The sequence below is a fragment of the Nitrospirota bacterium genome (genome assembly GCA_023229435.1).
Lineage (GTDB): Bacteria > Nitrospirota > UBA9217 > UBA9217 > UBA9217 > JALNZF01.
Genome location: JALNZF010000007.1, coordinates 134,076 through 154,144, shown reverse-complemented (window position 1 = coordinate 154,144; position 20,069 = coordinate 134,076). Strand labels below are relative to the sequence as shown.

Annotated in this window: 16 protein-coding genes; 11 read left to right on the top strand and 5 right to left on the bottom strand. The window is 53.9% G+C overall.

What is annotated here, in order from left to right; genetic code table 11:
• The first annotated feature begins 241 nt into the window (after positions 1-241).
• The 11 genes from M0R70_07695 to M0R70_07645 all read left to right on the top strand — a co-directional run bounded on the left by M0R70_07695 (position 242) and on the right by M0R70_07645 (position 10,280).
• Positions 242-469, top strand: coding sequence for a NifU family protein (locus M0R70_07695; GenBank protein MCK9419245.1), 228 nt, complete (start codon positions 242-244; stop codon positions 467-469).
• Positions 470-953: 484 nt separating this feature from the next.
• Positions 954-2,288 (top strand): electron transport complex subunit RsxC, encoded by a 1,335-nt coding sequence (gene rsxC / locus M0R70_07690; GenBank protein MCK9419244.1) that lies wholly within the window; start codon positions 954-956, stop codon positions 2,286-2,288.
• A 101-nt stretch (positions 2,289-2,389) separates the two neighbouring features.
• Positions 2,390-3,427: an RnfABCDGE type electron transport complex subunit D gene (locus M0R70_07685; GenBank protein MCK9419243.1), complete on the top strand. Its 1,038-nt coding sequence runs from the start codon at positions 2,390-2,392 to the stop codon at positions 3,425-3,427.
• On the top strand, positions 3,424-4,017 hold the full coding sequence (locus tag M0R70_07680; protein ID MCK9419242.1) for an RnfABCDGE type electron transport complex subunit G: 594 nt from the start codon (positions 3,424-3,426) through the stop codon (positions 4,015-4,017). Before M0R70_07685 ends, M0R70_07680 begins: the two co-directional genes overlap by 4 nt.
• Positions 4,014-4,658, top strand: a complete 645-nt coding sequence (gene rsxE, locus M0R70_07675) for an electron transport complex subunit RsxE (protein ID MCK9419241.1) — start codon at positions 4,014-4,016, stop codon at positions 4,656-4,658. The genes M0R70_07680 and rsxE overlap by 4 nt, the downstream gene beginning before the upstream one ends.
• Before the next feature lie 87 nt (positions 4,659-4,745).
• Positions 4,746-5,339, top strand: coding sequence for an electron transport complex subunit RsxA (locus tag M0R70_07670; GenBank protein ID MCK9419240.1), 594 nt, complete (start codon positions 4,746-4,748; stop codon positions 5,337-5,339).
• A gap of 25 nt (positions 5,340-5,364) precedes the next feature.
• Positions 5,365-6,528: a Fe-S cluster domain-containing protein gene (locus M0R70_07665; GenBank protein MCK9419239.1), complete on the top strand. Its 1,164-nt coding sequence runs from the start codon at positions 5,365-5,367 to the stop codon at positions 6,526-6,528.
• Positions 6,529-6,707: 179 nt separating this feature from the next.
• Positions 6,708-7,097, top strand: coding sequence for a glycine cleavage system protein GcvH (gcvH, locus tag M0R70_07660; GenBank protein ID MCK9419238.1), 390 nt, complete (start codon positions 6,708-6,710; stop codon positions 7,095-7,097).
• Between the two features lie 287 nt (positions 7,098-7,384).
• Entirely contained in the window at positions 7,385-8,782 is a 1,398-nt protein-coding gene (gene lpdA / locus M0R70_07655) for a dihydrolipoyl dehydrogenase (protein MCK9419237.1), read from the top strand.
• Between the two features lie 180 nt (positions 8,783-8,962).
• A complete protein-coding gene (locus M0R70_07650; GenBank protein ID MCK9419236.1) occupies positions 8,963-9,751 on the top strand; it encodes an AraC family transcriptional regulator in 789 nt (262 codons plus the stop codon).
• Positions 9,752-9,935: 184 nt separating this feature from the next.
• Positions 9,936-10,280 carry a hypothetical protein gene (locus M0R70_07645; GenBank protein MCK9419235.1) on the top strand — a complete coding sequence of 115 codons (345 nt, stop codon included), beginning with the start codon at positions 9,936-9,938 and terminating at the stop codon, positions 10,278-10,280.
• 382 nt (positions 10,281-10,662) lie between these two features.
• On the opposite strand, the gene M0R70_07640 is transcribed toward M0R70_07645, so the two are convergent.
• The 5 genes from M0R70_07640 to M0R70_07620 form a co-directional block, all read right to left on the bottom strand.
• Positions 10,663-12,051: a dihydrolipoyl dehydrogenase gene (locus M0R70_07640; GenBank protein ID MCK9419234.1), complete on the bottom strand. Its 1,389-nt coding sequence runs from the start codon at positions 12,049-12,051 to the stop codon at positions 10,663-10,665.
• Positions 12,052-12,084: 33 nt separating this feature from the next.
• The gene (locus M0R70_07635; protein MCK9419233.1) at positions 12,085-13,545 is read right to left on the bottom strand and encodes a DegQ family serine endoprotease; all 1,461 of its coding nucleotides are present in this window, start codon (positions 13,543-13,545) and stop codon (positions 12,085-12,087) included.
• Between the two features lie 181 nt (positions 13,546-13,726).
• The gene (locus M0R70_07630; protein ID MCK9419232.1) at positions 13,727-17,134 is read right to left on the bottom strand and encodes a UvrD-helicase domain-containing protein; all 3,408 of its coding nucleotides are present in this window, start codon (positions 17,132-17,134) and stop codon (positions 13,727-13,729) included.
• Entirely contained in the window at positions 17,135-18,811 is a 1,677-nt protein-coding gene (locus M0R70_07625; GenBank protein ID MCK9419231.1) for an ATP-binding protein, read from the bottom strand.
• Between the two features lie 2 nt (positions 18,812-18,813).
• Positions 18,814-19,932 carry an FIST C-terminal domain-containing protein gene (locus tag M0R70_07620; GenBank protein MCK9419230.1) on the bottom strand — a complete coding sequence of 373 codons (1,119 nt, stop codon included), beginning with the start codon at positions 19,930-19,932 and terminating at the stop codon, positions 18,814-18,816.
• Positions 19,933-20,069 lie beyond the last annotated feature (137 nt).

The following is a 20,069-nucleotide window of genomic DNA, read 5'->3' as shown; positions in this document are numbered from 1 at the left end:
TGCCTGTTGCTTATTCTTGTGCGACTTTATATCTGATCGTTTGCCATCGGCTACTGTCGCCAAACCGTTTTTGCTCGACCATTTCATGGGTCCACCCGCTGTTTCATAGAACTTTTGACAGAATCGTTTTGTTCGTTTGAGGATCAGCGTATTTACGATAATGCTATTCAACAGGAGCCAAATGGTGTATACTATCAAACAGATAGAAAAAACTGAGAATTAACAATAAGGAGAACAAATCATGAACAAAGAAAAAGTTGAAGAAGCCCTCAAACAAGTGCGGCCGGCGCTCCAGCGCGACGGAGGTGATATCGAACTCGTGAGCGTTGAAGAGAATGGTACGGTAAAAGTTCGGCTCAAGGGTGCCTGCGGATCCTGTCCGATGTCCACAATGACCCTCAAGATGGGCGTGGAGAAGCACCTCAAGGAGCAGTTCCCCGAGCTAAAGGAAGTGGTTCAGGTAGCGTAAAGGCGTCTTTTGCTCGAACATACCTCCGTTTACCCAAACCCTCTCTTTGTGGGAATGAGCGAACCTATTCCCTCTCCGCTCAAAGAGAGGTACGAGGTGAGAGTGTTTTATCTGTCCTGAGCGAATGGCTCATGAATGTTTCATAAACCATGACTTGGACAAGCAGGAACCAGTTACTGTTTTGTTGCAGGACCCTGCGATTCAACCTTTCCCGTTATCATGAAACTTTTGAAACTGCCGTCTCTATCTCTGCAGCTGAATTTTGTATTGTGTCGATGATATGAGGATGGTTACGCAACCAGGATGAATATTGCTGATGCTGTGATAAAAAATACTCATGGCTTTGCGCCGGACCTTTTGACAAAATTCGCTTGACACTTCAACCTCATTTTGATATAACCGCATTACTTTTCGTAGAAGTTCTCAAGCGGTAATTTCACAAGCTGTAATCTCAATGTTATAACATAATGGCAGGTGAGACAGAATGGAAGCTACGACAGTACACGCGCGCGATACATTCAGCGGAGGTGTGCATCCTGCTGATAATAAGTACCTGACTGCACACAAACCGACCATTGCCGCAGCCATTCCCAAACGCGCGATCATTCCCTTGAGCCAGCATATCGGCGCCCCCACAAAGCCCCTCGTCGTTATTGGACAGGAAGTAAAAAAAGGAGAAAAGATCGGTGAAACCACCGGTTTTGTCTCGGCACCCGTCCATGCATCGATCTCCGGCAAGGTAACGGCCATCGGCAATTTTCCGCACATCCTTGGATCGGACATGCCGTCGATCATTATCGAGAGTGACGGCAAGGATGAGTGGGTGGCCGGTCTCAAGGAAACGCCTGACTACAACGTATTAAGCCCCGATGAACTCAAAAAACTTGTGCTGGATGCCGGCATTGTCGGCATGGGCGGGGCCACGTTCCCGACACACGTGAAGCTTTCTCCTCCCAAAGAGAAACCGATCGACGTGGTGATCCTGAACGGCGCTGAGTGCGAACCCTTTCTGACCTCCGACCACCGGCTCATGCTCGAAAGACCGAACGAGATCATTGAGGGTCTCAAGATCCTTATGCGGATACTGAACGTCAGCAAGGGATATATCGGAATCGAGGCAAACAAGCCGGATGCTATCGAGACCATGACCAGGGTTGCTGCGGGATCACCAGAGATCAAGGTTTGGCCTGTCAAGGTGAAGTACCCGCAGGGCGCTGAGAAGATGCTCATCAAAGCGATTGCGGGCAGGACCGTTCCCGCGGGCAGCCTGCCCATGGACGTTGGTGTGGTGGTGCAGAACGTGGGCACGGCCGAGGCCATCTTCAATGCAGTGCGCTACGGCAAGCCGCTCATCGAGCGCTATGTCACCGTGACCGGCAGGGGGGTCAAGGACCCGAAAAACTTCCTCGTCCGGATCGGCACGCAGTTCTCCCAGCTTATCGAAGAAGCGGGCGGCCTTACTGACGAGGCGGCCAAGGTGATCTCCGGCGGCCCCATGATGGGGATGAGCCAATACACGCTTGATGTTCCCGTGATCAAAGGCACGTCCGGGATTACGGTCCTCCCGAAAGCCGAGGTGGGTATAAAATCCTTCGGGCCCTGTATTCGCTGCGGCCGGTGTATTGATGCCTGCCCCATGAAACTGCAGCCGTCTCTGCTCGGGCTCTATATTGAGAAGGGCCATTACGAAGAGGCAAAAGATTACAACCTGATGGACTGCTTTGAGTGCGGTTCCTGCACGTTTGTCTGTCCGGCCAACCGGCCCATGGTGCAGTGGGTGAAGAAGGCGAAAAAGGAACTGGCGAAGAAAAAGAATTAGTTCAGAGTTCAGATCATTCGACTGTCGCTCATGATGGTGAGCATGAGTCGAACCAGTTTGGAGTAAACAGGACAATATCCCGGCCGAATGAGGTATAGATAATGGAAGCACCCGCTAAGGAACAAATCAAGGAACAACCGAAAGAACCTCAAAAACTGATCGTCTCGATCGGTCCTCACATGCATGACGAGGAGAACACTGCCAAGATCATGTGGACCGTGAGCGGCGCGCTCCTGCCTGCTACGCTGATGTCGGTGTACTTCTTCGGCATGCCGGCCGTCATGGTGATCCTTGTCTCTCTCCTTTCGGCGCTGATCTCGGAAGCAGTCACGCAGAAGATGTTGAAAAAACCGGCCACCCTGTCCGATGGGAGCGCTTTCCTGACCGGTCTGCTTCTTGCCATGAATTTGCCGGCGAATGCGCCGCTGTATATTCCCGCGGTCGGATCGTTCGTCGCCATTGTTATCACGAAGCATCTGTTTGGGGGGCTCGGGTACAATATATTCAACCCGGCGCTCATCGGACGGGCTTTTGTTCTCATCAGTTTTCCCAAACTGATGACGACGTTTGTGCCAACCAGCGTTATGCATATGGACGCGAAGACCATGGCAACCCCGCTGGTCATCTTAAAAGAAGAAGGGATTTCGAAGCTTCTCGAGATCTATCACACCAAGATGGCACTGTATCAGGACCTCTTTATCGGGAACAGGGCCGGATCCCTCGGAGAGACCTCGGTGATCGCGCTCTTGCTCGGTGCTGGCTTCCTCTTGATGAAGAGATATATCACCTGGCATGTCCCGATATCATTCGTTGCGACCGTCGGGGTTCTTTCCTGGTTGTTCGGGGGGAAAGAGGGCCTGATGTCCGGAGATGCGATCTTCCATATGATGTCCGGTGGCCTTATTCTCGGCGCATTCTTCATGGCCACAGACTATGTGACCGGTCCCTCGGTCCGCAGCGCCCAGGTCGTGTTCGGCGTCGCGTGCGGTGTTCTTACGGTGCTCATTCGGCTCAAGGGCGGGTATCCCGAAGGCGTGATGTTCGCGATCCTGCTTATGAACTGCTTTGCACCGCTTCTTGACCGGGGCATGCGGAGTCGCGTTTTCGGCAAGGTAAAGGCCGCGGGGGTGAAGAAATGAAGGAGATGATCAAGATAACCCTCAGCCTTGTCGCAATCTTTATTGCAGCGGGTATCATCATGGGCGTTACGTATAAATACACTTCGCCGGTGCGTTTTATCGCTGAAAAGAAGGAAAAGGAAGAAGCGCTGAAGCAAATGGCTCCTGATGCGACAGACCCGATCATTCCCGCGGGGACCTGGAGCAGCAGTCATGGCAAACCCTACGAATATTATCGGGCGACCTCTCAGGGGAAGCCGGTGGCCTATATATCCAGCACGGCAGGCAAGGGATATTCAAGCTTTATCGCCATGCTCGTGTCGTTGGACCCCGATCTGAAAATCAGGGAGGTCAAGATACTGCACCATGGCGAGACGCCCGGTTTGGGCGATCAGGTAGAGGACCGGACGCTTTTTCTCGACCAGTTCAAGGGCAAAGCACTTTCGCAGCTCATTCTCCTGAAAACGGAAACCAAGGAGAACATTCAGGCAATTTCAGGAGCAACGATCTCGAGCCGTGCAGTAACCAATGGCGTGAAGGACGCAGTGCAGACACTTGTCGATACGTATGGTTCAGGGATTAAGTCCGCGGCGCAGGGGGTGGCACCATGAGCAACGTCAATTACGGGACCATCATCAAAAATGGCATCTTCGGTGAAAACCCTGTTTTCAGACTGGCACTCTCCCTCTGTCCAGCCGTAGCTGTTACGAGCGGCGTGAAGAACGGATTTCTTATGGGAGTGGCCGTGCTCTTCGTGATGACCATGGTCAATGCCACCGTTTCCCTTCTCCGAAAATTTATTAACCCGAAGGTCCGTATTCCTTCGTACATGTTCATTATCGCCACCTGGGTCACGGTGACCGACCTTGTCATGGCCGCGTATGCGCGGGACGTCTATAAGCAGATGGGACTGTATATCATGCTTATCGTCGCATTTGCCATTGTGCTTTCGCGGGCGGAGATGTTCGCGAGCAAGAACAAACTGCTCCCCTCGATCGTCGACGGCGCTGCGATGGGCATGGGATTTCTCCTTGCCCTCGTGCTCCTCGGAATTTTCCGGGAATTTCTGGGCAAAGGATCGCTCTGGGGATATCAGATATTGGTCTCCGACGGGAAAGCAATCAAGCCGCTTCTGATCATGATACTTCCCACCGGAGGGTTTTTTGCCATGGGTCTCATGATGGGCTGGTTGAACTGGATAGACCGGAAATTCTTCGGCGGCAGCGGCGGTGGAGGCGGGGCGCACCATTAAGAATTGCGGGATGCGGAGTGCGGAATGCGGAATTAAAATTCCAAATACGCAATCCAAAATCTGAAGTCGTTCCACCCGGAGGGGATCATGCATATAAATTGGGAACACGTAGTAACCATATTCATCGCATCAGCGCTCATCAATAATTTTGTCTTCTCCCGTTACCTCGGCCTCTGCATCTTCTTCGGCGTGACCAAGAAGATGGAGACCGCCGTGGGCATGAGCTTCACCTTTACCGCCGTGATGCTGATCGGGGCGGCCCTGAACTGGGTGATCTACGAGTATGTCATGATCCCCTTTCACCTGGGATTCCTGAAGATCGTTATTTTCATCGGCGTGGTTGCCGCGTTCGTCCAGGCCGCGGACACGATCATGAAGAAAGTCACTCCGGCGCTGTACTATAAGCTGGGAATTTACCTCGCGCTGATCGTGACGAACTGCATCATTCTGGCCGTGCCGCTTATCAACGCGGAGGAACATTACGGTCTGTTCGAGAGCATGTCCCTTGCCCTGGGTTCGGGTCTCGGATTCAGCCTCGCGCTCATCATCATGGCGAGCATCCGGGAAAAGCTTGAGCTTGCAGACGTGCCCAGATCCTTTCAGGGACTGCCTATTTCGTTCGTTCTCACCGGGCTCATCGCCCTCGCTTTTTTAGGTTTCTCGGGCATGATCACGCTTTAACCATGAATGAAGAAGGTAAAAAACCATGTATGAACAACTGACGCATATTTTTACGCAAGTCCTCACCCATATCGTAGGGGTTTTCTTCAACAATCTGCTCCCCCAGATTGGTGTGGGCGGGTCTGTGGAGACACTCGAAAAAGTGCCGTGGGATAATGTGGTGTACGGACTCGTGGTCCTTGCCGCGCTCGGCGTCGTCTTTGGCATTGCGCTGGCGATCGTTGCCGCTCGATTTGTCGTGAAAACCGATCCCAAGGTGGAGAAGGTGCGCGATGTTCTGCCGGGCGCCAACTGCGGCGCCTGCGGATTCGCCGGCTGCATGGGATATGCCGAGGCCGTGGTGGGGAACCCCGATGTTGCCGTGAACATGTGCGCCCCCGGTAAATCGGCGGTTGCCGAAAAGATCGCGGAGATCACCGGTAAGAAGGCTGAAAAGGTTGACCCCAAGATCGCACGGGTCTTCTGCCAGGGCGGCAATTCCCTGAGCCAGCGGAAATTCATCTACACCGGCGTAATGGACTGCACGGCGGCGGTGCTCGCGGCAGGCGGCGACAAATCCTGCGAGTACGGATGCCTGGGATATGCCACCTGCATGCGCGCCTGCCCCTTCGAGGCCATCACGATGAGCGCCGACAACCTGCCGATCATCAGCAAGGAGAAGTGCACCGCCTGCGGCAAGTGCGTTGCCGCCTGTCCGAAACAGGTGATCGAACTTGCGGTGGAGTCCAAAGCGGTGGTGATCAGCTGTCACAGCAGGGACAAGGGCGCGGACACCAAGAAGAAGTGCCAGGTCGGGTGCATTGCCTGCGGGATCTGCGTCAGGACCTGCCCGGTTGACGCCATCAAGATCGACAACAACGTGGCGCGGATCGACCATGGCAAATGCGTCGTCTGCGGCCTCTGTATCAGGAAATGTCCGACGAACGCGATCCGCGATTACATTCCGGTACGCCCCAAGGCATTCATCGATCCATCAAAGTGCGCGGGCATCGATGTGTGTGAAAAGGTCTGCCCGGTCAGCGCCATCTCCGGAGACATCCGTTCGGTGCATGTCGTCAATCAGGAGAAATGCATCGGTTGCCGGATGTGCGAGTCCCGTTGCCCCAAGAAGGCCATTACGATGATTGAAGCGCCTTCCTCGGGTGCGGTGAAGAAGCCCGCGCAGGCACAAGAGCCGGTCACGGTTTAACAGGACCTCAACCCATACTGGAAAAGGGGATGCGTAACGTGCATTCCCTTTTTTTTCGCGCAGAAAAACAGACCGGAGACACTTCCTTTTTCTGCTTGACAAAATTCCGCGCTTAGGTTAAAAACAGACTCATTCGTCATTCTGCTCAATTTCGACACGATCATTTTTTGGAGGTATACATGAATCCTGAGGATATCAAATACCATAGGGAACATGCCTGGGTGCGAGCAGAAGGCAAGCGTGCTACTATCGGTATCACCGACTACGCTCAACAGCAGATGGGCGATATCGTGTATATCGATCTGCCCGAGGTTGAAACCGAGATCGATGCAGACTCGGAACTGTCCGAGGTCGAGTCCACCAAGGCCACCTCACCCGTGGTCAGCCCGGTATCGGGCACGGTCGCGGAGGTGAACGAGGACCTTGCCGACTCGCCGGAGATCATCAATGAAGATCCCTACGGCAACGGTTGGCTCGTCGTGCTCGAGATGAGCGATCCCTCGGAGTTGAACGACCTGATGACCAAGTCGGAGTACGAGAAGTTCCTGAAGGAAGAAGAGGCGAAGTAGGGAAAAAGGAATGCGGCATTAACTTAATACACATTGACCGAAAGGGAGAGTATTTACTCTCCCTTTTTTTACTCTGCAAAACATGAAAACAAAAAGATTAAGCACAGAGGACACAGAGGTACAATCGTGAGCGCATACGCAGGGGTCCCAAAGAACGTCATTCCCGAAGTTTTATAAGCCTGCCCCGGTATATTTTTAAGCCGGGGGGAATCCGGTTTTTTTCAATCAGTAAAACCATATCCCCGATGGAGGCGTTCGGGGATGACCGAACAAGTCAGGAGCATATCATGACAATAAAACTCACGATCATCGGCGCGGGACCCGGCGGTTATGTGGCCGCGATCCGAGCGGCCCAGAAGGGCGCTGAGGTGACGGTCGTCGAAGGGGCTGAAGTGGGCGGCACCTGCCTGAACTGGGGGTGCATACCCACGAAGACCCTTATCGCGTCAGCCGAGGCGCTGGTGCGTACCCGTCACGCCGCTGATTTCGGCATTCAGGTGTCGGGAGAGGTAAGCTATAACCTGACAAAGATCCGCGAGCGCAAGGACAAGGTCGTATCCACCCAGGTCAAGGGCATCCGGAGCCTGTTCAAGAGCTGGGGCGTGAACCTCATCGAGGGCCGCGGTTCAATACTCTCGCCCGGTATGGTGCGGGTGGTCCGGAAGGACGGCACGGTAGTGGACGTGAGGTTCGACAAGGTCATTATTGCCACAGGCTCGCGGCCCGCGAAGCTGCCCGGGTTCCCCTTCGACGGAGAGAGTGTGATCACGAGCGATGAAGCGATCCAGCTCAAGGATATACCCAAAAGCCTTCTCATCATCGGCGCGGGAGTGATCGGTTGCGAGTTCGCATTTATCTACAATGTCTTTGGCGCGGAAGTGACCATGGTCGAGATGATGGCGCACGCGATCTCGACCGAGGACGAGGAGATGTCCGGGATCCTCGAACGGGAGCTGAAAAAGGCAAAGATCAAGCTCGTGACGAACGTGAAAGTAGAAAAGGTGGACAAGGGCCCGGATGGAATGATGGTAGCGAAGCTGTCGAACGGGACAGAGGCCAGGGCCGAACGGATACTCGTTTCCATCGGCCGGAGCATGAACTCGGAAAACCTCGGGCTTGATACTGTCGGAGTGGTCATCGGCAAACGCGGCGAGATCACGGTAAATGATAAGATGGAGACCAACGTGCCGGGCATCTACGCCATCGGCGACGTGACGGGGAACATGATGCTGGCACATGTCGCGTCGCACCAGGGTCTCGTGGCAGTGGATAACGCGCTCGGTGGGGATTCCCGTATGGATTATAACGTGGTCCCGGCCGGCATCTTCACTATGCCCGAGATCGGCAGCGTCGGCCTCAGGGAAAAGCAGGCCATCGAGAAGGGCATCAAATACCGTGTGGGCAGGTTTCCGTTCCGGGGGCTCGGCAAGGCGCACGCCATGGGCGAGATCACGGGAATGGCAAAGATCATCGCTGATGAAGACACGGACAAGGTTATCGGCGTTCACATCTGCGGCGCCCATGCCACAGACCTGATCCACGAGGGTGCGCTGGCCATAAAGATGGGCGCTACGGCAAGACAGCTCGGGGACATGATCCATGCACATCCCACACTGGCAGAGGCCTTGATGGAAGCGGCAGAAGATGTGCATACGATGGCAGTCCATGTGATGAAGGAAAAGTAGTCAGGAGGCAGGTGGCAGGGGAAAGACCACTCTCTCCTTGGACATTTTTATCATGACATCGGGGTCTCCTCGTATTGACTAATGGGGAGAACAATGCTATACCTATTTGCAGGCGAGTGTGCTGAGATATAATTTCGCACAAGCAAGTGCAACTGATCTCTCAACCATATGAAAAAAGTCATGCCTATATACTGCACGTATCTTTGGGGCGGTCATCTTTTGTATCTGGGCCGGCTCGACTGCAATACCAGACACAGGCACCATGCCCTGCAAGTAATCTTTAACCGGACGGGGCAGTTTTTTGAATTGCGGATTGATGGATCCTCGATTGAATGCGACGGGGTCGTTATCGGGTCCGACTATCCCCACTCACTTCTCAGTTCCAGTGACAGTCAGGTCCACCTGCTGATCGACCATCAAAGCGCGGTTGCCAGAACGATTGCACGACAGCATCTCGGAAAAAAGAATATTAAAATACTCACCGGCGTTCTCCTCAGGAGGTTACGGGGATGTATCGGCGCCCGGGTTAATTTTCTCGGGTCATGCACACAAGCCCACGAGGTCTACAGAAAAATCGTATCGGTACTTGGTGGATTTGCCGAGCATCCAGAGGATGCGGTTGACCCTCGGATACAAGCCGTCATGGACCTGCTGCAGGAAAAACTTCTTTGCGAGAAAGTGACCGTCGCGGAACTTGCCCGGCGAGCCTGCCTTTCCGAAAGCCGGTTAATGCATCTGTTCACCAAGCAAATCGGCATTCCAATCCGGCGTTATAATCTGTGGCTGCGGGTTTTGGCGGCAGAGCGATTCATTGCGCAGGGCAAGATGTCTTTTACCGAGGCTGCGCATAGCGCCGGGTTTGCTGATTCCGCGCATCTCTGTCGCACCTACAGAAGCATGTTCGGCCACCAACTTACCGATTGTGTCAAAAACAGCAGGTTCGTTCAAGTAAATTCCTGTTATTTCTGATACCCTCCAATTAGCCGTACATCAACGGAAGAAAAATAATTAATTCAGAATGCAGCCCCCCGCCATTCTGTTCGAGGGGGACCGCCGCTCATCCGAGGATCAAACTCGAACATTTTCGATTTTATCTGGCTTGAAAGGAGACGCCTCTGCTCCGCTCGTGCAGAAAAATAAGAAAGGGGGAAAAATGAAAACCTGGTTTATCATATGTATTACCGGAATGGCCATGATTACCAGCGCCTGCAGTTCCGTGCCCCTGATCGGCAAAGCCGACGACGAAAGGAGGGGTCGTCGACCTGGGACCAAGGCCGCGTATGAGATGTTATGTACGTCGGGTGACCTGGTCAAAGTGCTTGAAGACACACATTTCAGCAAGGAAATGAAAGAAGCTTTCTATCAATCCAACTGTTCAGCCGAACGGTCCTATGAAAAGGTCAAAAAGCTTTTCATATCCATGACGCCTGAACAGAGGAAGGACATCAGAACCGCCTTCAAAAAGAATGGCTATGAAATAAATGGCGGGTCGTGTTGAGGATTGTTAAACAATACATCCGGTCGGATGTAAACTCTCTGATTCAACAATGTTCTTTAAAAAAGAGAGTGGCGGTCAACATCGTTGGACAATCTTGAATATGAATGAAATTATCAAAATCACTCACATGAAAAAGCAATTTCCGCATGGATGGTTTGCGGCATGTGGGCGGGAAATCACGTCAAATACAGCTGTCGTGTCTTCCTGGTCCGAGGTGACTTGTAAAAACTGCAAATTGAAACAATTACGCTTAGCAGATCGAGAGCACTATTGCGATCTGTCCGCAGGTATCAGGGAATCGGTAGGGTCAATTCTCTCTCCTTGAGTTCGCGTCATTCTGATCCACCACAAATTTCATCATGCATGCTCGCCTTGTTTTGCTTCACCCTTTCTCTGTTGCCTCGTCCAGCTTCCCGAATGCCTTCAACACGACCTCCGACAGCGCCGGATGAATATGCATGCCCTTGGCAACGGACCAAAGGTTGCCGTCACCTGCCATGGCATTCACGACCTCCTGGATCAGGATGGACGCCTGCGGGCCGATGATGTGGTATCCCAGGATCTTTCCCGTCTTCCGCTGCACCACGGCCTTGGCAAAGCCCTCGGTCTCGATCATGGCATCGCCGCGTGCCACGTCCGTGTACATGGCCTTGCCCACAAGAACCTCATCTTTGCCCATGAGCTTGACAGCCTCCTCCTCGGTCAACCCCACTGCAGCTATCTCCGGGTATGAGAAAACGGCATGCGGCACGGTCAGGAAGTTCATGCGTGATTTCTTTCCGTGAACGGCATTGTGCCAGACAAGTTCGGCCTCATGATTTGCCGTATGCCGGAACATTTTCTTACCGATGGCATCGCCGAACGCCCAGATACCTTTCTTCGACGTCTCAAAGAACTCATCCACGACGATGTAATCCTTTTCGTCCGTCTTCACGCCGGTATTCTTTACCATCAGAAGATCGGCATTTGATCTCCTTCCTGCGGCGATCAGAACAGATTGAGCGATGACCTCCAGCTGTTTTCCGCTGTTCTGCTCTTTTGCCGTGACCGTAGTGACCTTTCCGGTTTGGCGGACCTCAATGACTTCGGTATTGGTATGAATAGTCATGCGGCGGGACAGGGATGTCTTCAGCAGTTCCGAGATCTCAGTTTCCTCTGCGGGCACGAGACGCTTGTTCCTCTGTATGATGGTGACCTTCGTGCCCATGGCCTCGAAGAAATGGGCGAACTCAGCGGCGATGTATCCGCCGCCGATGATGATCATGCTTTCCGGACGTTCCGTGAGCCGGAGCGCACTCTCGTTCGTGAGGTACTCGATGCTCTCGATGCCTTTGATGGGAGGAATGAGCGGCCGGGCGCCGGATACGATGAAGATCGTTTTACCTTTGATCGTCCGGCCCGCCGCATCGAGTGTATATTCCCCCGTAAACTGCGCCTCGCTCCCGTAGAAATCGAAATCTTCGGTTTCGTCCAACGTTTTTTGGATAGTGTCGTGACTCTTTTTCACGGTCTTTCGCATCCGCTCCATGATGGATGCGAAATCGATCGCCTTGATCTCTGCCGTGATGCCGAATTTTTGTGCCTCGCGGATCTCCATGATCCTGTCAGCCGGAAAGACGATCATCTTTGTGGGAATGCAGCCGACGTTCAGGCAGGTGCCGCCCACAGGCCCCTTGTCCACGAGGGCCACGGTCTTGTTATGCTTCAGCGCGTCGTTGACAAGGTTTGCGCCCGCTCCGGAGCCGATGATGATGACGTCGTATTCTTTCATGGTAGTCCTTTCAGGAAGCAGACTCCTCCTTGACTATGGTCTGATCGTAAGGTAGATCGAACCTCCTTGCCGATAGATGAGCAGGAGCACGCCATCCTTTTCTCCAATCTTGGAGACGGCCTGTTCATAATCCTGCGTGCTCTTGATGTTCTGACGGTTCACTTCCTGGATCACGTCATTGGTCTGCAAAAAAGCACGGCTGGGGCCGTCTGGAGAGACATCAGTCACGACAACTCCGCTCATACTCTCGGGGATGTCAAGCTTGTCGCGCAGGCTTGTGGTGAGGTCCTGGACCGTGATGCCCTTCAATACGTTGTTGTATTCGCTCTTTTTTATGTCCGCTTTTTCTTTTAATTCACTGAGCGTTGCCAGGAGGGACTGTTGATTGCCATCCCGTATTATCTTCATCTCGATCTTTGTTTCTGGCGATAAGGCGGACACCCGGTTCCTGAGGCTGGTGGCGTCGGTAACCGCTTTCCCGTCCAGTTCGATGATGAGGTCGCCCCGCTTCAGACCGGCCTTGGCCGCAGGGCTGTCTTCCATGACGCCCGAGACCAGGGCGCCTGACTGTTCCGTGATCTTGAAGGATTTCGCGAGCTCCGGTGAAAGATCCTGGATGCTGACACCCAGCCAGCCGCGGATCACTTTCCCGTGCTTGATGATATTGTCCATAACGCTTGTTGCCATGTCGGAGGGTATCGCAAAGCCGATCCCCATATATCCGCCGCTGGTCGAGAAGATGGCGGTATTGATGCCGATCAGTTCACCGTTGGTGTTGACCAGCGCGCCGCCCGAATTGCCCGGGTTGATGGCCGCGTCGGTCTGGATGAAGTCCTCAAAATCAGCGAGACCGATATGCGATCTTCCCACGGCGCTCACGATCCCCATGGTGATCGTCTGGTTCAGGCCAAAGGGATTGCCAATGGCGATCACCACGTCACCGGTCTTCAGCGTAGATGATGACCCTACGGGTATCGTCGGTAGTTCCCCGGCATCGATCTTCACGACGGCGAGGTCTGTTTTGGAATCAACGCCCACGATCGTGCCTTTGAATTCCCGTTTGTCATACAGAACCACCTTGATCTCTTCGGCCCCCTTGACTACATGGCTGTTCGTAAGGATATACCCTGTGTCGGACACGATCACACCCGAGCCCAGGGCCGAGGACTTCTGTTTCCGGTTCTGCCCCGGATGGTTGAACTGGTCGCCGAAGAAGCGCCTGAAAAAAGGATCGTTGAACATATCGCCGAAGGGGTTCTCTTGCGCCGGGATCGTGGTCGTTGTCGAAATATTCACCACGGCGGGCCGTACTGCCTCGGCCACCTCGGCCAGTGCATTGCTTAAATTCCCGAGCAGCTTTTTACTGTCCGGGGAAATGGTTTTCCCCCCGGCGTGGGCGGTATTACCGGTCAGGTAAACGCCCGAAACCAGGAATAGAATGCTGAGTACAACAAGAAACCATGATATTTTGCTGTTGCGGATGCGCTTCTGCATATGCTCCTCCTTGTTAGATGATAATGAAGTCCTCTGTTGCAGCAATGACGAATTTGTATTTTATTCCAGTAGATGTTCTCACTTTTCAATGACCGCATGGGGTTTGCAGGAATTTGACACTCAATATGAACATTGGTTTAACAAAGCTGTATTATTTCCGAGAGGGCTGAATATCCTGTTGTTACACTACCAATTCCAATCTGTTGCTGTCAAGGAACAATAAATATCCTTCCACGCGCTCAAGCTTGAAGATCTCTTTCACTGCCTCACAATATATCTTGATCTGCGGGCGGTAATGATCCTTCCACGATCTGAGCGCGCCGTCATTCTCGATAAGAATGGACTTATAATCTATAACAGATCCTTTCCCGTCCCTGATGACGACGCGATCGATGATGCCGCTCACGAGGGAGTGGCCTTTTTTGTACAGGAAAGGCAGCTCCGAATACGACTTATCGCGGCGCTCGAAAATCCATGCTCTGTCCCGATTTTCAAGAATTGATCCCAGGATCGACCCGACATTCAGCTTAAAGTTATTTTGAGCGTCGTGCCCGAGCGTCATTATCTCAGGATATTCGGCCGTGATCCTGTCAATATCGTATACACCGGCCTTTGAGTGTTCCTCAAGACAACGGTGGAGAACGCTCCCCCGGGTGAGGGGGGAAACATCCCTGGTTTCACCTGAAAGGGCCGGTGCCCCGGTTGCATCTTCCATTTTTCGCTCGATGAAGTCTGTTGCCCGCTTCCACTCAAGCGCTTCCGAGCGCGGGAGAGGGGAGATGTTGTCGAGGACTTGTTGTACCTCGATCTGCGTCGTAACGGCCTGATCAGCGTTCCTCTTGAAAAATCGGGCCGAAGGAGGTTTTTCCGTCATGCTTGGTTCCCCGGCAGACGAGGGATATGAGTAGCAACGTGTGCCTGCCGGATCGGTGATCGGTGCTTCAAATAATGGTTGCGGCGCGGTGATATACAGGTAATCCAGCCAGGTGTTCTGTTTGATCGGCGTCTTGCCGGCTCCGAGGGTGCCGAGCATGATCAGATGGTCCCGTGCCCGTGTCATCGCGACATAGAGAAGCCGCTGGTGTTCCCGCCTGAGCTCTTCCTGTTCGCCGCTGTCGCCTTTCCACATATCGTCATACACCGGGTTGTCCGGATCCTTGATGGCGATGCGCGGCATACCGCCTGTTTCGCTGATGAGCGCCTCCGGTCCAATGGTGAGCGATCGCGCGGCCTGGTTCATCCCCGGCAGGAACACGATGGGAAATTCCAGACCCTTTGCCTTATGCACGGTCAGGATGCCGACGGACCCCTGGAACCCGGGAAGGTTCATGTCAGCGGCGGCTTCGCGCTGCTCGGTCCTGCGGATGTTCCTGACCCATTCAACGAAGTCCTGGAGCGTGGTGTAGCCGCGGCGATCGAACTCGCGGGCAGTATCGAGCAGTTTATCGATGTTGAAGACCGCCTGAGGGTTCCTCCTGCCGAACCGCACATAGGCGCCGCTCTCATTGACGATCATATGAATGAGGGAGGCAAGAGGCGCGACGCCCGCGAGCTGTTGCCAGCGGTGCAACAATTCCCACGCTCCTGGTTTCAGCGTTCGGAGGGCATCGGCCATATCTCCCTGGTGCTGCATGAGGTCGAAGATGTCCTTGTCCGTGAACCCGAAGAGGGCCGAGGTAAGGGCCGCGGCAAGCGCCAGTTTATCATCCTTGTTCCAGAGGAAAAAGAGGGTGCTCATCAAGGCCTGGATCTCATCCTCCTCGTAGAAGCCGATGCCGCCGATCACGCGGAAGGGAATGCCTGCCTGCTGCAGTGCTGTTTCGTATTCTTTGAGCCTTGTGCGCGACTGGATCAGGATGGCGCAGTCGCCGAAAGCAGCGGGACGCATTTTCCAATCAGATACCGGCCCGGTTTCAAATCCCCCCCCGCCCCCCTTTGTTAAAGGGGGGATTTCTTCTTTTCCCCCTTTGGAAAAGAGGGATTGAGGGGGCTTTGTACCTGCAGACCTTTCATAAACAGTTGCCCCGCGTTCGATCAACGACGATATCTCCCTCGCAAGCACTTCTGCTTCCGTGGGGCCGGTCAACTGTGCGTCCGCGGGCGTCTGCTGAATCTCGATCAGCTGCACGCTCCCCTTGTGGTCTTTCCGGTCAACGTCAGAGGCTTTATAACGTTCTCCCCACAGCCCTGCAAAGACCCTGTTCACGGTCTCGATGACCTCGGGTGTTGAACGGAAGTTCTTATCGAGCGTGAGAATCGCCCTCGATCCTGGCGGCAGAAGCGTCTCCATTTTCTGCTTGACGTTCTCGATCAGGCGGTAGTTCGCCTCGCGGAAACGGTAAATGGACTGCTTCTCATCGCCGACCACGAACAGCGTGGGGGGCATGCGCTTATCAGCCCCCAGGCCCGCGAAGATCTCGCTGGTCAGCTTGTCGAGGATTGCCCACTGGATATCGCTGGTGTCCTGGAACTCGTCAACGAGGAAATGCAATATCTTGCGGTCGAGCCAGTAGAGGATCTCCGGCGATTCACTATTCTGGAGCAGGCGATAGGTGTAGATCTCGAGGTCATCGAAGTCCAGAAGACCTTCCCTGATCTTTGATGCCTGGTATTGTTCGGCGGAGCGCAAATACAGCCGGAGCATGCTGAGTGACTCGCGGCCTGCTTGCGCGCGTTGGTACGCGTTCCTGAGCCGGTACAGCAAAGCCTGGATCGCGAAGAAGAGCTTCTCATATTCCTTTCTGTTCCCGCCTTTAAATGCTTTTGCGGCGATCTTCGCGTTCTTGCGCGGTGCGCCTTCGAGGGTGAAGTAGATCGGGGAGAGTTCTGATGATATCCTGGAGGCCGTATCAGCGTCCTTTGCAGCGGCAAGAAGAAGGTGTCCGGGACCCATGCAGTCAACGTAATTGTCAAACTCTGCCTTGAGAATCCGCTCCATCTCCTGGAACGATGTCCGCCATTCATCGCCGGTGATGAGAGTCGTGAGCTCCGCCTCCGCAGCATCAATCTCCATTCCTGTGCGTATTGCCTTGAGCAGGCCGTCGGGTCCCTGTGCGTCGATCTCCATGCGCTTGAGCCTGCTCCTGATTGAAAGCAGGTACTCGATCGTGGAGATCAGTTCGTCAACCGTGAATCCCTTGAGCGGGGCCATGATCTCCCGGTCCTGGTCGGATCCTTCGAGGGTGTCTTCGACGGCCTTCCGGATCTTGGCCGCCTGGTCGCGGGAGTCGAGCACGCCGAAGTCCGGCGGGAGTCCCGCTTCGAGCGGATAGCGCTTTAATACATTCATGCAGAAGGAGTGAATGGTGGAGATGCGCAGGTCCTGTCTGCCGCGGATGATCTTCTTGAGCACGGCCTCGGGCAGGCCGCCTATTACCCGCTCTTTGATCTCCGCGGCGGCCTTTTCCGTGAAGGTGATGGCCACGGCCTGGTCGATGGCGAGCCCGCGCTTGTCGAGCACGTCGAGCAGCGCAAGGTAACGGTCCTTCAGCGCGCGGGTCTTGCCCGATCCTGCCGATGCAGAGAGGTGCACGGACTTGCCGGTGTCGGCGGCGTTCTTTTGGATTTGATGTTTATCGGAGGGGGCCATTTACTCGTACGTTATTACGTCATGCAATGTTTTGGCTAATTTCCGGATCGTGTACGGTTTTGCCACGACGCCTTTAAAGCCGTATTTGTCGAATTCCGCCATGATGGGGTCGCTGGAATAACCGCTCGATACGATCACCTTGGCTGTTGGATCGAGTTCGAGCAGTTTTTGGACAGCTTCTTTTCCTCCCATTCCCCCCGGGATGGTCAAATCCATAATGACAGCGTCAAACGGCTGTCCGGATTTCCTGGCTTCTTCATATAAGGAGATCGCTTCCGCGCCGTTCAGGGCAAACACGGCACGGTAACCGATCGTGTCGAGGATCGATCCCGCAACGTTCCTGACGATTTCATCGTCATCCATCATCAATATTGTTCCGTGTCCGGCTGGCAGCGGTTCTTCGTCCGCTTCCCTTGCCGGGACCTTTTTGAGCGAGGCGGGAAGGTAGATGGAAAATGTCGATCCTGCTTTTGGGTCCGACTCCGCGGCAAGGTAACCGTCGTGTTTCTTTACGATAGAATAGGCGGTGGCGAGGCCGAGCCCTGTTCCGTTCTGCTTGGTCGTAAAATACGGGTCGAATATCCTGGAGAGATGTTGATCCGGGATCCCGACTCCCTGGTCCCGGATGGATATCTTTATATAGTTACCGGAGGCCAACGGCAATGGGGCGTCGGCTTCGATGGTACTATTCTCGCATTGAACGGTAATGGTCCCGCCCTGCGGCATGGCCTGGTCCGCATTCATAATGATATTATGAACTACCTGGCCTATCTGTCCCTCGTCCACGTCTGTTCGCCAGAGATCGCCGGGAATGATAAATTGGCCCTTCACTTTTGATCCGCTGAGAACAAATGCCGATGACTCCCTGATGAGCTCTCCGATGGATATTGTTTTTCTGATCGGCGCTCCTCCCTTGGAAAAGGTGAGCAATTGTTGGGTCAGGTCCCGCGCTCTCAGCGTCGCCTTCTTTGCTTCTTCCAGTCTCGCAGAGGCGGCTACCCCGGGTTCATCATTCATGGTAACGAGCTCGATGTTGCCCAGGACAACAGTCAGCAGGTTGTTAAAATCATGGGCGATCCCTCCGGCAAGGACTCCGAGAGATTCCAGTTTCCTGGATTTCAGCAGTTCATCCTCCATCCTTTTCCGCTCCGCTATTTCCCTGACGACCTGTTCGTGGAAAAGACAGCCCTCCAGGGACCTGGCGAATTTGGACATAATGCCTGCAAGCTGGTTGAGTTCCTTCTGCTGGAAGGGCGCGGTCCGCGTCATGTCGTAGATCGTCAGGACGCCGATCTCCGTGAGGGCAAAGCTCGCGAACGCTCCTTTCTTGATCCCGTTTTCGGTTATGATGTCAACAAAACCGTCCTGCCCGTATGCTAACGAAACGGACTGTTTGTCCCGGACCGCGGAAAAAAGCGGATGCGTGAGCGGCAGCTCCCGGTTCCGTACATACGATTCAGGGTTGGCATAGACCATGGTGGCCCGGTCGCTTTTCTCGAACCCCTTGACGTACTCGTTGTATATCCAGACCGAGACGAAGGTCAGGCCTTTCCGCGCCATAAGCGTTTTCAGAAACACATCGCAGTTCATCTTCAGGTCCAGCGAACTGCCGATGGAGAGGGAGAGTTCGTACAGGATGGAGATATCTTTGATTATGGTATTGAGGTGTTCGATCATTCTTATTCGTACAGCGTTCCTATGACGACGGTTTTGTTGAAGAACTCAAGGTATTTCTGGCCATAGGAGGATATCTCCCCGAGCGTCAGGGCGCCCACGGGGCTGTTCCCCGGTAATTTCGACGTGATCCGCTTCTGGATCAGCTTCAACTCTTTCGAAAAATTTTTCAGGAAAAGCGACCGCGAAATACAATCAAAAACCAGATTCTCGCGAACGGTCACGCTTCCGAGATTCCGCAGGCACTCTGTTGCCGCATTTTCCGCTGCCTGAAGCAGCGAGGCATCTTTACCCTTCAGAATATTCAGGACCGCGTTCTCGGGAATTTCTCCAACACAGACGAGCTCTCCCCGCACGTTTACCCTGATGGGATCGCGGACGATATCTTCCTCGCCTTCCGTCAGCATTCCGAACGGATAGCCCTTTGCAATATCAAAAAAGTTATCCGATGTTATTTTTTTTCCGGACGCCTCTTCCACGGTCCGCCGGTATACCTCCAGGGCGTTTTCCCAATTTAATTCGATGACGACGTTCTTGTCCGTTTTTGTGGCCACGATCGGGCCCATGATCTTTTCCCATCCGTGACGGACGGCAAGGGAGCTTCGCAGCTTGATGAAGGCGACGATCGCCGCATCCTGGACAAAACCATCGTTCGTGAAAAGACACGGCTGCTGCTTCAAGGTGAGAGAGCCGGCGCCGCCACCCACGTAGTGGACGGAATTGCCGAAGGAACGGAACAGGCCTTGAAGGAAAAGCGAGATGTTGGCGGCCAAACCGTCCACGAATACCAGGGCGGTGTATTGTTTGTCAAGCGCGCCGGATATTTCCATGAAATCCGGAAATTTCACCTGGCCCGAGCTTAATCCCGTAATGAGCAGTGGTCTTGTAAGGGAGGGGAGGGTGGTGATGATTGCTCCCTCTTCGTTCCTTTGGTCCCCGGAGATGATCGCGGGAAAGACACCGCCGAAGAAAACACTGTTATCCCGATTAAGAGCGGAAATGACCTCCTGGACATCCACCTTCGCGTTCTCTCCCAGCATGATGAATAAGACGTCGCCGACCTTTTTCTCCATTGTTCGGATCGATTCGATCATCTGTCGTGAATCCGGGCGTTCGAGGTACATGTGAACCTCCTGGCGCAAAAAGGGACCGGAAGCAGGCCGTTCGGTCCCGAGGATACTTCATTATATCAGGTTTTATCCTTCAGGGTAACGTGTTTCATCCATGGGGTAGCGTGCTTTATGAGGGCAACCACCCCTTA